A 15584-nucleotide genomic window follows, 5' to 3' on the forward strand; every position below is an offset into this window, starting at 1 on the left:
TCTTTCTTCGGAGAGGGCCCTTCGTCTAGGACGCGACAGCATCGCCGTCGCGCGGCTCTGTAGCTCAGTTGGTAGAGCGTTCGACTGAAAATCGAAAGGTCACCGGATCGATGCCGGTCGGAGCCACACGGATGACCATTACAGTCATCCCAGAAACCCTCGCCTAGCTTCTACATGGCGGGGGTTTTGCTTTGCCCCGATCAGGACTGGAGGTTCCGGCGGGGGCGGCAGCTCAGTGATCGGTGTGTCTGCCCGCACTTGGATCAAGACCGCGCCTCCACCGCAAACGATCATTTTCGGTGGCCCTGTTCTTCGGCACCTCCTGCCAGGATGACCGGCTCGGTCTCGCGAGTACTGCCGCGAGAAGGTCGATGCCCTTGTGGATTCCTGGGTTTTTGCTGAGTCTTCCGCCAAGATGGTTGAGTCGGAGCGTTCCCCAGCGGTCTGACATTCGTGTATCTGATCGGGGAGGGACCAGATGAACTTCAGTTGGCGCGCGCGCAGGAACACCGAGGATCGCTTCGAAAGGGCGAGAAAGCCCCGGAAGGCGGTCGCTGCGTTGGCGATCGCGTTGTTGGCGGGTGGTGTTCTCACTGCGTCTCCGGCGACGGCGGCTCCTGGTGACCCCTTCGACCCGGCCGATCCGCTGGTGTTCGTCGCGCAAGGACTGCCGACGGGCTTGTATCAGGCGGTTACCGATTCCAGCGGCACGGTCAACTTCCAGGCGGAGGGACCGACGAGCCCGATCACCTACAACGCGATCGCGTACAACCCTGCGGACGACTACATCTACGCCATTGCGAGTACGGGGAACGCGACTTACCCCAACAACTCGCTCCTGCGGATCGGGCAGAACGGCACCCTCACCCGGGTCGGCACCGCCACGTACCCCGCTGCGAACACGGGCGCATTCGCCGCTGACGGCCTGTTCTACACCACCAGTAGCGCCCCGGGCTACACCACCCTGACGGCCATCAACGTCACGACCGGCGCCGTGGCACGCACTGTGACGACAAGCCAGGCACCGTTGACCGCAGATTTCACCTTCGCCGACGGGTACCTGTGGGGGCAGGCAGTGGCGTCGGGCGCGTCGCAGATCGTGCGGATCAACCCGACGAACGGCGTGGTGAACTTCTATCCGGCACCGTTCTTCCTCAACGGTGGCACAGACTTCTCTGGCGCGGCCTGGACCTTCGGGAACGGCAACCTTGGGTTCTCGCAGAACGCTTCCGGCACGGTCACGCAGGTGGCAGTGACGAATCCGGCGGCCGCGACACCGACGTTCACCCTTGTCTCGCGCACCGCCGGGCCAGCCAGCGGAAACAACGACGGGACGGCGTCCTCAGGTCAGCCGACGGACCTGTCGATCGTGAAGACGGGGCCGGCTGCCACGGTCCCGGCCGGCGGGACCGTCACCTACAGGCTGACGGTGACGAACAACGGGCCCGGTAACTCGTCCGGTTTCGTCGTGAACGACACCCTGCCGGCCGAGCTGACGAACGTCGCCACCACTTCAGACGCGTGCACCGTCACCGGGAATGACGTGCAGTGCGTTGGCGGCCGCCTCGTGGCCGGCGACTCGGTGACCTACACGGTGACTGCTACCGTTCCGGCCGGCACGACGGCGTCGGTTGAGAACACCGCGACCGTGACGTCGAACGAGGAGGACCCGACCCCGGGTAACAACACCTCCACCACGACCGCGGAACCTGCAGACATCTCGCTGGTAAAGCGTGCGGGCACCCCCGTCGACGTCAACGGCAACGGTCTGGTTGACGTCGGCGACACGATCCAGTTCACCTTCGACGTGGAGAACACCGGCGAGATCGCTCTTTCTTCGATCACGGTCGACGACCCGAAGGTGGGAGCAGTCGCCTGCCCGCAAGCGACGCTCGCCGCGGGCGCCAGCCAGACGTGTGCGGCCGCAACCGTCTACACGATCACGCAGGCGGATGTCGACGCCGGCTCTGTGGAGAACACCGCTACCGCCTCGGGAACGACGCCGGACGGTCAGATGGTCACCTCGGAGCCGTCGAGCACTTCGACGCCGACCACCGCGGCCGCCCCCGCGATCTCGGTCGTGAAGTCGGCGGCTCCGTCGGATGCGGACTCGTATGAGGCCGGCCAGGTCATCGACTACAACTTCGTCGTGACCAACACGGGCAACGTGCCGATGAACGACGTCACCGTGGTCGAGGGCGCATTCAGTGGGACCGGCGATCTTCCCGAGACCGTCTGCCCCGCGACCACGCTCGCGGCCGGTGCGCAGTTCGTCTGCACCACGAGCTACACGCTCACGCAGGCAGACGTGGACAACGGAGAGCTGACCAACACGGCGACCGCCGAGGGCACACCCGCCGGTGGTACCACACCGGTTTCGTCGAGCCCGTCGACGGTCACAATCCCGAGCGTCGCAGACCCGTCCCTGACGGTCGTGAAGAGCTCCGATGTGGAGACGATCGTCGCCGCAGGCCAGCCGATCACGTACTCGTTCGTCGTGACGAACACCGGAAACGTCACGCTCGACGGCATCGTCGTCGACGATACGGCGTTTTCGGGTGCGGGTGAGCTGAGCGCGATCGACTGCCCGACGGATGTTCTCGTTCCCGGTCAGATCACCACCTGCACGGCGGAGTACACCGTCGAGCAGACCGACGTCGACTCTGGCGAGCTGACGAACACGGCCGTTGCGACCGGGACCACCCCCGACGGTGGAACCGTTCCCTCCGAACCGTCGACCGAGGTCGTCCCGGTCGACCAGTCGCCGGCGCTGTCCGTGGTCAAGACCGCGGATGTCGTCGCGGCCGAGGTCGGTCAGACGGTGACCTACTCGTTCCTCGTCACCAACACCGGAAACGTGACCATCACGGACCCGACGGTCAACGAGGTCGACTTCTCCGGAACCGGGGAGCTGTCCGAGATCATCTGCCCGGATGAGGCGTCCCTCGCTCCGGGCGAAGAGGTCACCTGCGAGGCCACCTATGTGGTCACTCAGGCGGACATCGACGCGGGCGAGATCAGCAACACCGCCACGGTGACCGGTACGACGCCCGGCGGAGACCCCACCGAGCCGTCGGAGCCGTCCACCGAGATCGTGACGACCGATCCGCTGCCCGCTCTGTCAGTCGTCAAGACCGCAGACCTGGAGGAGGTCACCACGGCCGGTCAGGTCGTGACGTACTCGTTCGTCGTGGCGAACATCGGAAACGTGACCCTCACGGATCCGACAGTCAACGAGGGTGCGTTCACTGGGAACGGCGAGCTGTCGGCCGTCGAGTGCCCCGCGGATGACCTCGCGCCGGGAGAGTCCATCACCTGCACCGCGTCCTACACGGTCGTCGCAGCCGACCTCGCCGACGGCGGCGAGCTGTCGAACACGGCCACCGCCTCAGCGATCACGCCGGGTGGTGACCCGATCACCTCTGACCCGTCGACAGTGACGGTGGACGAGGTCGCGCCGGCTGCTCCCGGTACCGGCGGCGGTCTTGCCGGCACCGGCGGCACGATCGCATGGTCGGCCGCCGGCATCGCCCTGATGCTGATCGTGGCCGGAGGCGTGATCGTCTACGCCCGCCGCCGCAGCGAAGCCGCCACAGAGGCATAACCTCCCGCGGTTGTCACGAAGGTGGGGCCGGTTCCTGTTGGAGCCGGCCCCACCTTCGCTCATATTCGGGGGTGCTACGGCGAAGACGACGAGAGCGTCTGCCGAAACGCAGTTCCGGGAACATCTCCGGCACCCGCCAGGCCGCGTGGATCGATCACGCCAGAAACGATCGTTTGCGGCAGGTAGCGCCCACCCCGTGCTGCAGGATGGTTGCATGCTCGTTTCCCTCATGATTCTCTGTGAACGTCGTGGCTGATGTCGAACGCGTCTTCTCGTACGGGACCCTGCGCCTGCCGCATGTGCAGCGGGCTCTGTACGGCAGAGAGGTGCCGACGACCGACGATCAGCTCCTCGGGCACCGGCTCGACTGGGTGCTGATCACCGATGCCCGGGTCATCGAGACGAGCGGGTCGGACCGGCATCCGATCCTGCGTCGCGGAGGGGCGGAGGATGCCGTCACCGGCGCCTGCCTCGAACTCACTGCGTCCGAACTCGAGGCCACGGACGCGTATGAGGTCGATGACTATGTGCGCACCATGGTGACCCTCGCCTCCGGGCGCACGGCGTGGGTCTACCTCGAGAGGGTCACCGATGCCGGGCGATGACAACGCGACCCGGCGCATCGAGATCACGATGACCAAGCCACGGTTCGCCCTCTACGCCGGAGTGAGGCCGACGCTCGTCATCGAAGGGCGCGGCCAGCCGGTGCAGTGGGGGGTCGGCACCTGGCAGGTGCCGTCCGGGAGCACGACCGTGGTCGGCGTCTTCCTCTTCAACCGGATGTGGCGCTTCGGTCAGGCGGAGTTCACGCTCGCGCCGGACCACGCGCCGGCCCTCGAGTACCACGCGCCGGTATTGCCCCTTTTCCCAGGGCGAATGCGCCTCGCCCGCTAGTGACGGCGTCACCCGCTGGGTCGGGTCACCCTCCGGATCGGCGATGCTCAGCGATTCTCGCGAGCGGTCAGCGGGCTCTCGGGTACGGACGTGTCGACGCGCGCGCCGTGGAGGAAGTTCTCGCGTCGCGAGACCGACGTGAACAGGAACAGCACGGTCGCCGCACCGGAGATGAACGTCACGGTGCTGACGATGACGGGCAGAGCGTCCATGATCTTCCTTCCTGTGATGGGCGGCAGGCAGGCCGCTCAGATCATGCTCCGAGCGGCCGCCGGCCTTTTCGGGGACGGATTCGAAGGACGACGTCTTCGTAGCCCTCCGGCCCCCTGATCATCAACGTAGACAGACGAGGTCCGCCGCGCGACAGGCTTGACAAGGCGGCCTCGGGGTGTTGGACACGCCCGCGCGGGCACTCATCCGCCACGAATCACAGCAGGTCGAAGACGCCCTCGAACTGGGTGGCCGCGGCTTCGTCGTCCATCCTCTCCGCCTGCACCGTCTCGATCGTGATCACCACGTGACTGTGCGATGAGATCAGCACGCTCACCGTGCGCTCACCCGCCGCGGCGAATTCGACGAACCCGCCCCCTGCCCGCTGCGCATCCTCGATGCGCTGCTTGATGGCCTCGATGTCCTCCCCGGGCGTGAGCAGGAAGCTGTCGCTGTTGACAGCGACTCGTGTCCGCTCCAGCGTCCGCACATCGTCCATGGGGTGACCGTAAACCTCCACGGGCGATGTGGATACGGGGGTTGCGCTCCCGCTCGAATTCTGCGAGAGCGGCGCCAGACTCCGTGAATCTGTATCGCACGCCGGCGACAGCTGACAAGCCCCTGTTCGTCGCATTCGATCGTCCATATCTTTCTGTGAGTGGGGAGACGGTAGCGGCCCTCGAAGGGCGAGGTCGCGACTCGGGGCCTTCCTGCATGCGTCGGCGGCCTGGCAGAGCGATACGTTCGTGAGCCGGCCGCCGACCACCACGGAGCCCGTGACGAATCCGGGCCGGCGAGGATAGGCTGGGCACACGCCACCGCTCCGGTCCGGCTTCTGGCAGGTCGATGCGGCGGCATCGTTGCCCCACGACATCCCCTGGCCCTCACGACTCGCTCCGTCCGCGCCCTCGGCGCGAATGGACACGGACCGGGCCTCTGCCGCCAGAAAGGCTTGAGAATCATGAGCGACTCCCCCGGGAACGGCGATCGCGGAGACGACTTCTTCGACCAGCTGGTTCAGAACAACCCGCGCGAGCAATCGGCCTTCACGGTCGGCTTCCGCGGGTACGACAAGGGAGAGGTCGAGGCCGCGCTCTCCGGGCTGCGACTTCAGCTGCAGCAGGTCACGGCCGATCTCGAAAGCGTGACCGAGCGTCACGCTGCTGAACTCGAGGCCGTGCGGGCCGAGGAGCAGGCGGTTCGTGAGGCCCTCGAGGCCCAGGTCGCCGCCGCCAAGGCGCAGGCCGCCGACGCCGAACAGCAGGTCACCACGCTCACCTCCGAACTCGTCGACACCCCTCACCCTGAAGGTGAAGAGGCGCCGTCGCGACAGCAGTTCGAGGCGATCCTGCGGGTCGCCGAGGAGCAGGCCAACGTGCTCATCCAGAACGCCGCCGTCCAGGCCGACCGTCTGATGGCCGCCGCCCGCGAAGAGGTCACCGCGCAGCGCGCCGAGGCCGAGGCCGATGCCGCTCGCATCATCGCCCAGGCGCAGCGCGACGCCGACCAGGTGCGCCTGAAGATGGACACCGAATACACCGCGCACGAGGCACGCATCGAACGCGAGGCCGCGCACGCCACGGAGAAGGTGAATCAGGCGGCTCAGGAGGCCACCGCCATCCGCACCGAGGCCGAGAAGGGCGCGGCGGCTCTGCGCTCGCTCGTCACCCGCGAGACCACGCAACTGCGAGCGGATGCCGAGCGTGAGGTGCGCGAGATGAACGCGCGCGTACTCGAGTTCGAAGAGACCCTCACCCGCCGGCAGGATGACGCGCAGCAGGAGTTCCTCGTGCTGCACAACCAGGCTGTCGCCCATGCGGAGCGCATCACCACCGACGCGAACGAGCAGGTGGCGGCATCCCTCGACCACGCCCAGCGAATCTCGGCGAAGGCGGACGATTACGAGCGCCTGATGCGCTCGCAGGCGCAGACGATCGAGGCGGATGCGCAGGTGCGCGCCCGCGAGACGCTCGACCGCGCCCGGCTGAAGGCACAGAAGATCGTCGACACCGTCACCGCGCACACGACGTCCGTTCTTCACGACGCCGAGGACCGCACTCGCCAGCTGCGCTGGCAGCAGCAGCAGCTTACGAGCTTCATGGCCGAGGTACGCGAGCTCATCCGTCCCGACGGCATCCTCGCGGCGGAGACCACGTCGATCTTCGCCGACGAGGTGGAATCGGCCGATGGTCCCGCGACGGCAGATGACGTCGAGGCAGACGACGAGTTCGACGCCGAAGAGATCGTCCAGGGCGACGATTTCCTCGGTGACGAACTGCTCGATGACGAGGCCGAAGAAGAGCCGCTCCTGGAGAAGATCACGATCGAGGTCGTCGACTCCGATGAGGAGCGCGCGACGCGCTGAGCACGACGACACTCGGGGGCGCGAGCGGATGATCCGCTCGCTCCCTCAGGCGTTTCGGTGGTCTGCGCTCATCGAGGAATGCCGGCAGCGGTATGCGGGTTGCACCGAGCACGATGATCGCGCCCCGACGATGAGGAGCCTGCATGCTCGACCACCGACCGCTCGGACGAACCGGTATCTCGGTCTCGCCCTTCGCTCTCGGAACCATGATGTTCGGTTTCATCGGCAACGGTGACCACGACGATGCCGTCCGCATCATCCACTCCGCCCTCGACCGCGGCATCGACTTCGTCGACACCGCCGACATGTACTCGACCGGCGAGTCAGAGATCATCGTCGGCAAGGCGCTGAAGGGTCGTCGCGACGACGTCGTCCTCGCGACCAAGGGCCATTTTCCCCTCGACGACGACCCCGCACCGAATACGAGCGGCAACTCGCGGCGCTACCTCATCCGCGCCGTCGAAGCGAGCCTGCGCCGGCTCGGAACCGACTACATCGACCTCTACCAGGTGCACCGCCCCGACTGGGACACTGACCTCGAGGAGACCCTCGGCGTCCTCACCGATCTCGTCCGCGACGGCAAGATCCGCACCTTCGGAAGCTCGACGTTCCCGGCGCACGAGCTGGTGCACGCCGACCAGATCGCACGAGAGCGCCACCTCATGCGCTTTCGAACCGAGCAGCCGCCGTACAACCTCCTCGACCGCGGGATCGAGGCCGACGTGCTCCCGATCACCGAACGGCTCGACATGGGCGTGCTCACCTGGAGCCCGCTGGCGTTCGGCTTCCTCACCGGTCGCTACCGCAAGGGCGTGGAGGTCGAGCGTGCGGGCCGGTCGGCCCTCCGCCCGTCCTGGTTCGACCCCGATGACCCGACGACGGCGCGCAAGCTCGACGTCGTGGAGCAGCTGGTCGAGGTCGCCGACGACATCGGCGTCTCGCTTCCCGCTCTGGCGGTCGCCTTCCCGCTCGCGCACCGTGCCGTCACCTCGGTGATCATCGGTCCGCGGACGATGGAGCAGCTGGATGCCGCCCTCGAATACGCCGACCTCGTGCTCGATGACGCGACACTCGACCGGCTCGACGAGATCGTCCCGCCCGGCACCAGCGTGTACAACGCGTCGCCTCCGGCCTACCCCTGGCTGACCGACGCCTCCCGGCGAAGGCGGCGGTGACCTGCGGCATCCATCGATCGGTGGATGCCGCAATCCGCTGCCCCACGGCTACCGCCCTCCGGTCGCTCCGGCCACGCTGGAGGTATGACAGACAATGTGATCGAGGTGCGAGAGCTCCGGAAGGCGTACGGCGACTTCATCGCCGTCGACGGCATCAGCTTCGATATCCGCCGCGGCGAGACCTTCGCCCTCCTCGGGCCGAACGGTGCGGGCAAATCCACGACGATCGAGATCCTCGAGGGCTTCCGGCATCGCTCCTCGGGTGACGTCCGCGTGCTGGGGGTCGACCCGCAGCGTGGCGGGCTCGACTGGAAGGCGCGGATGGGCGTCGTCCTGCAGTCGACGGGCGAGGCCGGGAACTTCACCGTCCGCGAGCTGCTCACGGAGTTCGCCGGTTACTACCCCCGCCCTCGCGACATCGACGAGGTCATCGCCGCCGTCGGGCTCGACGAGAAGCAGCGCACGCGGGCGGCCAGACTGTCCGGTGGTCAGCGCCGCCGCCTCGATGTCGCGCTCGGCATCATCGGGCGGCCGGAACTGCTCTTCCTCGACGAACCGACGACCGGCTTCGACCCCGAGGCCAGGCGTCAGTTCTGGGATCTCATCCGCTCGCTGAAGCGCGAGGGCACCAGCATTCTGCTGACCACTCACTACCTCGACGAGGCTGCGCAGCTGGGTGATCGCGCGGCGGTGATCGCGGGCGGCTCGATCGCGGCGATCGGGCGCATCGATGAGATCGGCGGCGCGGACGCCCGCACCCCGATGGTCCGCTGGACGGATGCCGCAGGGCGCGCTCGCGCGGAGCGGACGCGCGAGCCCGGCGCCGTCGTCGCTCGCATATACCGCGAGGGTGGCGAGCCTGCAGACCTCGAAGTCGTGCGACCCACCCTCGAGGACATCTATCTCGAGTTGATCCGGGAGGCGGCCGATCGCGGCTCCTCCACTGCGACCATGAAGGAGCCGGCATGACCACCACCGCCACCCCCACGACCGCGACCGCGCCGGCCCCGCCGGCCTTCGGCCTCGGGCGCACGGTCCGCCTCGGCGTGCGCCGGATCGGCTTCGAGTTGCGCCAGTACTTCCGCGCCGGCGACCAGGTCTTCTTCACCTTCCTGTTCCCGACGGTGATGTACCTCGTGTTCGCCACGATCTTCACCGGTGACACCGGGCAGGGCCCGAACGCCGTCAGCATGGCCACCTACTACCTGCCGGGGCTCATCGCCGGCGGCATCCTGCTCGCGGGCGTTCAAGGGCTGTCGATCGAGATCGCCGTCGAGAAGAGCGACGGCACGCTGAAGCGCTTGGGCGGCACACCCATCTCACCGGTGACCTATTTCATCGGCAAGATCGGCGAGGTCTTCGTCACCGCGGTGCTCCAGATCGGTCTGCTGATCGCGGTGGCCGTCATCGTCTACCGAGTGGAGCTGCCGACCGACGCCGCCGCCTGGGGGCGCTTCGCCTGGATCTTCGTGCTGGGGCTCATCACCTGCACCCTGCTCGGCATCGCCGTATCCGCCCTGCCGCGCTCCGGCAAGACCTCCTCGGCCGTCGTGATCCCGATCGTGTTGCTGCTGCAGTTCATCTCGGGCGTCTACATCTCGTTCGCCGCTCTGCCCGACTGGTTGCAGAACGTCGCCTCGGTCTTCCCGGTGAAGTGGATCGCCCAGGGGATGCGTTCCGCGATCCTCCCCGACGAGTACAAGGCGGCGGAGATGGGCGGTGCGTGGGATCTCGGGATGGTCGCGGTCATGCTGGGCGTCTGGCTCGTGGCGGGCCTCATCCTCAGCCGGCTCACCTTCCGGTGGATCCGTCGCGACGGATGACCGCCCAGAAGTGCGAGAGTAGTTGCGATGAACGCGATCCGGCGGGAGAAGCTCGGCTGGGACCTGGCGACGGGTGCCCTGTTCGCCGTGATCGTCGTGCTCTCCTTCGCGCTGCCGGAGCAGTTCCCGGGATCCCGCTGGATGCTGATCGCGGTCGCCGGAGGCATTCTGGCGGTGTACGCCTTCGGGGCACGGCGCTACGTAAGCTTCCACGAGATCGCCGAGCCGAGTCCGCTGGTGTCAGGGGTGCTGCAGGGCGGCCTGATCGCGCTGCTGGCTGTGGGAACGGCGATCGAGCCGAACATGCTGATCCTGCAGACCATCGCTCTGCCGCTGATCTGGATGACGTCGCGCTCCACCAGGCAGTCCGTGATCGTGACGATCGTCAACGCGCTCATCCTCGGTCTGGCGTACGCGTTCTGGGGCCGCTTCACGGCCGAGACGACGACGGCCGGATTCCTCACGGCCGGGCTTTCTGCCGCCTTCAGTCTCGCCCTCGGACTGTGGATCACCCGGATCGCGGAATGGGGCGCGGAGCGACAGCGGCTGCTGGCCGATCTCACCGCGGCCCAGGCGGGGCTCGCGGCGGCGAGCAGGGAAGCAGGCGCCGCCGACGAGCGGGCACGGCTCGCCCGAGACGTGCACGACACCATCGCGCAGAGCCTCACGAGCATCGTCATGCTCGCTGAGCGGGCGCGCCACGAGGGCTCGACGGCGGCGGTCGAGCTCATCGAGGATGCCGCACGCGACGCGCTCCGTGAGACCCGCACGCTCGTCGCGGTCACCTCTCCGGCCGCGCCCGCCTCGGATTCGCTCGGCGACGCCCTCCGCCGGCTCGGCGACAGGTTCGCCAGGGAAACGGGCATGGCGGTGTCGGTGACGGCGTCGGACGCGGCCCTACCACGAGATCTGCAGGTCGTGCTGCTGCGATGCGCGCAGGAGGGTCTCGCGAATGTGCGCAAGCATTCGGACGCTGCTTCGGCCGCGGTCATGTTCGAGGTGACCGACGTCGCCGAACTGGTGATCGGCGACGACGGGCGAGGCCTTCGCGGGGTCACGATCGACGACGATCGCGGATTCGGGCTGGTCGGGATGCGCGATCGGGTCGCCCTCGTCGGCGGCACGCTGACGGTGCAGGATGCGGGAGTCGACTCGGGGCCCGGCGGCGTCGTGCTCACGGTCCGTGTACCACTGATGGTGACGGAGAAGCACGCATGATCCGGGTCGTGGTGGTGGATGATCATCCCGTGGTGCGATCCGGCATCGTCGGGCTCGTCGCGCTCGACGACGGGATCGAGGTGGTCGGCCAGGCATCCGATGGTGCGGAGGCTCTCGACCTCGCGAGACACCTCGTCCCGGATGTGGTGCTGATGGATCTGCGGATGCCGGGGATGACGGGCATCGAGGCGACGGCGCGCATCGCCGAGGAACTGCCGGAGGTACGGGTCCTCGTGCTGACAACGTACGAGAGCGATGACGACATCCTCGGCGCGATCGAGGCAGGTGCGAGCGGATATCTGCTGAAGGCCGCACCCCACGAGGAGATCGTGGCCGGCATCCGCTCGGTCGCCGGCGGCCACACCGTGCTCGCCCCCTCGATCGCTGCGACCCTCGTATCGCGCATGCGGCGGGGTCAGGCCGAGCGCCCGCAGCTGAGTCCGCGGGAGCTCGACGTGCTGCGGCTGGTGGCTGCCGGCCGGAGCAACCCCGAGATCGCGAGAGACCTGTTCATCGGCGAAGCGACGGTGAAGACCCACCTGCTGCATGTTTTCGAGAAGCTCGATGTCTCGGATCGCACGCGCGCCGTCACGCTCGCATTGGAGCTGGGACTGCTCTGACCGACGGCAAGGCCGATGCAAAGTGAAGGGCCCGATCCACCGTGGTGGATCGGGCCCTGTCAGCAGGTCTCGAGCTGTAGGACTACGCCCGGCGGAGCTGCCCGGCTGCGGGGCAGTCGAACGGGTCACTGCCCGCCGAGAGGCCGACACGGTTCAGGTACTCGATGACGATCTTGTAGGACTGGATGAGAGTCGTCTCGGTGTACGGCACGTCGTTCGCGGCGCAGTAGTCGCGCACGATCTCGCGTGCCTTCGACAGGTGCGGGCGGGGCATGTTCGGGAACAGGTGATGCTCGACCTGGTAGTTCAGGCCGCCCATCAACCAGGTGGTGCGCCAGCCGCCGGTGACGTTGCGCGAGGTGCGGACCTGCTTCGAGAAGAAGTCGAGGCGAGCGTTGGGGTCGATGATCGGCATCCCCTTGTGGTTCGGCGCGAAGGAGGCACCCATGTACACGCCGAAGACCGCGAACTGCACACCCATGAAGGCGAACGCCATGCCGAGCGGGAGCATCATGAACACGGGGATGAGGATGAGCGCGAAACGCGCGGCGATGATACTGAGCTCGATCCAGCGTCCCTTGACGTTCTTCGTCGTCAGGAGGTACTTCAGGCCCAGGAAATGGAGGTTCAGCCCCTCGAGGGTGAGCAGCGGGAAGAAGAACCAGCCCTGCTTGCGGGTGATCAGCTTGATCAGGCCCTTGGCCTTCGCGGCATCCTCTTCCAGGAACGAGATCGTGTCGACTTCGATGTCGGGATCCTTGCCGACCTGGTTCGGGTTGCCGTGGTGCTTGGTGTGCTTGGAGTCCCACCAGGCGTAGCTCATGCCGATGCTGGCGATCACGATGCGGGCGAGCTTGAAGTTCGCCGGCCCCGAGGTCAGGATCTGACGGTGCGCGGCCTCGTGTCCGAGGAACGCGATCTGCGTCAGGATGACGCCGAGTCCGGCGGCGATGAGCAGCTGGAACCAGCTGTCGCCGAGGAGGATGAACCCGGTGATGAGTCCGCCGAGGGCGACGGTGATGCCGGCGGCGACGAAGATGTAGAACCAGGATGCTCGACGGAGCAATCCGGTCTCACGGACGACCTGCGACACCTGCTTGAAGGCCTGAGCCATGGGCGGGATGTCGGCGGTGCCGGCATAAGTTTGCCGGACGGGTCCGAGGGTGTTGGTGGTCGATTCGACCTTTACGATGGAGATATTGCTCTCCTGCCAGTCGGGAGCCCTGGAGCTTCTTGAAGCCGAAGGCGGGTGCCGATGGCTTCACTTCAGCGTACGCCCCTGCGTATGCGGCTTCGGGTATACGGCAGGGGGGCTTGACCCCGTTGCGCGCGGAGTGTTAGGGGCGGATCTCGACCCGGTCACCGGCGACAGGCGGGCGCACGACGAGGACCACCACGACGGCCACGAGCACCAGCGCGATGAACACGACCGGCGTCGGCAGCAACGGGTCGAGCAGCACCAAGATCGCCGCCAGCGGGATCACCGTGTTGACGACGTGATCGGCGTTCTCGCGGATGGCGACCAACCAGATGCCGAGCAGGAACACGGCGATCGGAACCGAGACGGTGAAGGACGCTGTGACCTGATCGATCTCGGAGTGACCGGTGAGCCGATCGATCTGAACCTCGATCCCGGCGGAGAACGCCGCCGCGGCCGCGAACACGAAGAAGTGGGTGTATCCGTAGCGCAGCGAGTGCGCGAAGGTCGTGATCGCTCTGTGGTGGGGCGGCCAGAAGTAGATCCACCACAACGACGCGGTCACGACGAGGGTGAGGATTGCGATCGCGATGAGCGGACCCAGCGACTCCACCTTCTCCAGTGCGCCGATGATCGCGTTGGATGAGGCCAGCAGGCTCTCGCCGAGGCGGCCGCGGAATCCGTTCATCGATACGCCGGAAATAAACCTTCCGCTGAGGCACCCGTTCCGCTACACTGATCCGAGTCTGCAGTGCCTGCTGCAAGTTTCGCCGTGTGGGACGGCGAGCACACCCGTGATGTGGGATCACGAGGAGCGGCAGGAACCCGAGGGGTCGGGAATGCGGACGAAATCCGCGGGCGTTCGCCTGCGGCTGGGGAACACTGGGGAAAACATGTCGCACTGGGGATTTCTGCGTACATTCACGGCTCTCGGAGCCTCGGCATGACGTCCGTTGAGGATGCGCTGAGCATCTCTCGCACCGGATCCGTCTTCTTGCCGATCGCTGCGCCACGAGCCCCCCGGGCGGTGCCGCGCACTGTCGTGACACCGCGCGTATCGGCGACGCTGGAACGGCGGCGACAGTGGGAACGGCGCTATCGGATGCGACTGCGGATCACGGATGCTGCTGTCATCCTGTTCGCCGTCGGTCTGACCGCGGCGCTTCAGCTGCTCGCGGGGGCCGTCACCAGCGACGTCGTGCGCAACAGCGTTCCGCTCGCTGTGCTCTGGTATGTGATGCTGAGCGCGTTGCACACGCGCGACGCCGCACTTTTCCGAGCAAGTGCGACGGAGTATCGCGGCGTCGTCCACGCCACGGGGCTCGCCTTCGGGATCATCGCCATCGTCGCGGTGCTGCTCGCGTGGGAGTCGATGCAACTCGTGCTCGTCGTCGGATTGCCCGTCGGCACACTGATCCTGCTCGTGACGAGGTGGATGTGGCGTCACTGGTTGCAGGGGCAGCGCCGCCACGGGCGATTCGCCTCTCGCACGCTGGTCGTGGGGAACAAGGATGACGTCGAGTATGTGATTCGCACACTGCACCCGATCGGAGCATCCGGGTATCAAGTTGTTGGCGCGACGTTGCTCGACGGAAATGCCCGCGACGTCAAGATCGAAGGCACCACTTTCCCGGTGCTGGGCAATGTCAACACCGTGTCCCTGATCGCGTCGGAACTCGGCGCGGACACGATCATCGTGGCGAGCCGACCCGAGGGCGATCAGGAGTTCGTGAAGCGGCTCAGCTGGCAGCTCGAGGGAACGGCCGCAGAGCTGGTGCTTTCGAGCAGGCTCACCGACGTCGCCGGTCCCCGGATCTCGTTCGCCTCCGTGGAGGGGTTGCCGCTGATCCAAGTGCAGATCCCGTCCTACGAAGGCGGACGGCACGTACTGAAGCGCGCACTCGACGTGGTGGTGGCCACGCTTGCGCTCATTCCGATCGGGCTGATCGCGCCGCTGCTCGCGCTGCTCATCAAGCTCGACTCCCCCGGTCCCGTGTTCTTCTTTCAAAAACGAGTGGGCCGCGACGGGCAGACGTTCAAGATGGTGAAGTTCCGCTCGATGAAGACCGACGCCGAACAGCAGCTCGCCGCGCTCAAGGCGCAGAACGAAGGCGCCGGTCTTCTGTTCAAGATGAAGGACGACCCTCGGGTCACGCGCGTCGGCAAGATTCTGCGCAAGCTCTCGCTCGACGAACTGCCGCAGTTCTGGAACGTCCTCATCGGAGACATGAGTGTCGTCGGCCCGCGCCCTCCGCTGCCGAGCGAGGTCACCGCTTACGACGGCACCGTGTTCCGGCGTCTATACATCAAGCCCGGCATCACCGGCCTCTGGCAGGTCTCGGGCCGAAGCGACCTCTCCTGGGACGAGAGCGTCCGCCTCGACCTGCGGTATGTCGAGAACTGGTCCGTGATGAACGACCTGCAGATCATGTGGCGCACGGCAAAAGTCATGGTGCAGCCGAGCGGGGCATACTGAT

The 15584-nt window shown here is 66.8% G+C and carries 14 protein-coding genes and 1 tRNA gene; 11 read left to right on the forward strand and 4 right to left on the reverse strand.

Features of this window, described 5'->3' with window-relative positions; translation table 11 throughout:
* The first annotated feature begins 53 nt into the window (after nt 1–53).
* From RIN18_RS05335 to RIN18_RS05350, 4 genes are all read left to right on the forward strand, one after another.
* A tRNA-Phe gene (locus RIN18_RS05335) sits at nt 54–126 on the forward strand.
* A gap of 352 nt (nt 127–478) precedes the next feature.
* Nucleotides 479–3604: a DUF6923 family protein gene (locus RIN18_RS05340; RefSeq protein WP_309102918.1), complete on the forward strand. Its 3126-nt coding sequence runs from the start codon at nt 479–481 to the stop codon at nt 3602–3604.
* Between the two features lie 239 nt (nt 3605–3843).
* Nucleotides 3844–4209 carry a gamma-glutamylcyclotransferase family protein gene (locus RIN18_RS05345; RefSeq protein ID WP_309102919.1) on the forward strand — a complete coding sequence of 122 codons (366 nt, stop codon included), beginning with the start codon at nt 3844–3846 and terminating at the stop codon, nt 4207–4209.
* The gene (locus RIN18_RS05350; RefSeq protein ID WP_309102920.1) at nt 4196–4498 is read left to right on the forward strand and encodes a hypothetical protein; all 303 of its coding nucleotides are present in this window, start codon (nt 4196–4198) and stop codon (nt 4496–4498) included. The genes RIN18_RS05345 and RIN18_RS05350 overlap by 14 nt, the downstream gene beginning before the upstream one ends.
* 47 nt (nt 4499–4545) lie before the next feature.
* On the opposite strand, the gene RIN18_RS05355 is transcribed toward RIN18_RS05350, so the two are convergent.
* Together RIN18_RS05355 and RIN18_RS05360 are read right to left on the reverse strand one after the other, a co-directional pair.
* A complete protein-coding gene (locus RIN18_RS05355; protein WP_309102921.1) occupies nt 4546–4710 on the reverse strand; it encodes a hypothetical protein in 165 nt (54 codons plus the stop codon).
* Nucleotides 4711–4925: 215 nt separating this feature from the next.
* The gene (locus tag RIN18_RS05360; protein ID WP_309102922.1) at nt 4926–5207 is read right to left on the reverse strand and encodes a hypothetical protein; all 282 of its coding nucleotides are present in this window, start codon (nt 5205–5207) and stop codon (nt 4926–4928) included.
* Nucleotides 5208–5669: 462 nt separating this feature from the next.
* On the opposite strand from RIN18_RS05360, the gene RIN18_RS05365 reads away from it, so the two are divergent.
* The 6 genes from RIN18_RS05365 to RIN18_RS05390 all read left to right on the forward strand — a co-directional run bounded on the left by RIN18_RS05365 (nt 5670) and on the right by RIN18_RS05390 (nt 11909).
* Nucleotides 5670–7073: a cell division initiation protein gene (locus RIN18_RS05365; RefSeq protein WP_309102923.1), complete on the forward strand. Its 1404-nt coding sequence runs from the start codon at nt 5670–5672 to the stop codon at nt 7071–7073.
* 143 nt (nt 7074–7216) lie between these two features.
* Nucleotides 7217–8248, forward strand: coding sequence for an aldo/keto reductase (locus tag RIN18_RS05370; RefSeq protein ID WP_309102924.1), 1032 nt, complete (start codon nt 7217–7219; stop codon nt 8246–8248).
* An 84-nt stretch (nt 8249–8332) separates the two neighbouring features.
* Nucleotides 8333–9217 carry an ABC transporter ATP-binding protein gene (locus RIN18_RS05375; protein WP_309102925.1) on the forward strand — a complete coding sequence of 295 codons (885 nt, stop codon included), beginning with the start codon at nt 8333–8335 and terminating at the stop codon, nt 9215–9217.
* Entirely contained in the window at nt 9214–10071 is an 858-nt protein-coding gene (locus tag RIN18_RS05380) for an ABC transporter permease (protein ID WP_309102926.1), read from the forward strand. Before RIN18_RS05375 ends, RIN18_RS05380 begins: the two co-directional genes overlap by 4 nt.
* Nucleotides 10072–10098: 27 nt before the next feature.
* Complete coding sequence (locus tag RIN18_RS05385) at nt 10099–11289, forward strand: histidine kinase (protein WP_309102927.1); 1191 nt, start codon at nt 10099–10101, stop codon at nt 11287–11289.
* Entirely contained in the window at nt 11286–11909 is a 624-nt protein-coding gene (locus RIN18_RS05390; protein WP_309102928.1) for a response regulator transcription factor, read from the forward strand. Before RIN18_RS05385 ends, RIN18_RS05390 begins: the two co-directional genes overlap by 4 nt.
* Nucleotides 11910–11991: 82 nt before the next feature.
* Here RIN18_RS05390 and RIN18_RS05395 read toward each other — a convergent pair whose 3' ends face one another.
* Both RIN18_RS05395 and RIN18_RS05400 read right to left on the reverse strand, forming a co-directional pair.
* The gene (locus tag RIN18_RS05395) at nt 11992–13023 is read right to left on the reverse strand and encodes an acyl-CoA desaturase (protein WP_309102929.1); all 1032 of its coding nucleotides are present in this window, start codon (nt 13021–13023) and stop codon (nt 11992–11994) included.
* 223 nt (nt 13024–13246) lie between these two features.
* Nucleotides 13247–13795: a low temperature requirement protein A gene (locus RIN18_RS05400; protein WP_309102930.1), complete on the reverse strand. Its 549-nt coding sequence runs from the start codon at nt 13793–13795 to the stop codon at nt 13247–13249.
* Nucleotides 13796–14050: 255 nt separating this feature from the next.
* On the opposite strand from RIN18_RS05400, the gene RIN18_RS05405 reads away from it, so the two are divergent.
* Nucleotides 14051–15583 (forward strand): sugar transferase, encoded by a 1533-nt coding sequence (locus tag RIN18_RS05405; RefSeq protein WP_309102931.1) that lies wholly within the window; start codon nt 14051–14053, stop codon nt 15581–15583.
* Nucleotide 15584: the final 1 nt, after the last annotated feature.

It is taken from the genome of Microbacterium sp., assembly GCF_031179285.1.
Lineage (GTDB): Bacteria > Actinomycetota > Actinomycetes > Actinomycetales > Microbacteriaceae > Microbacterium.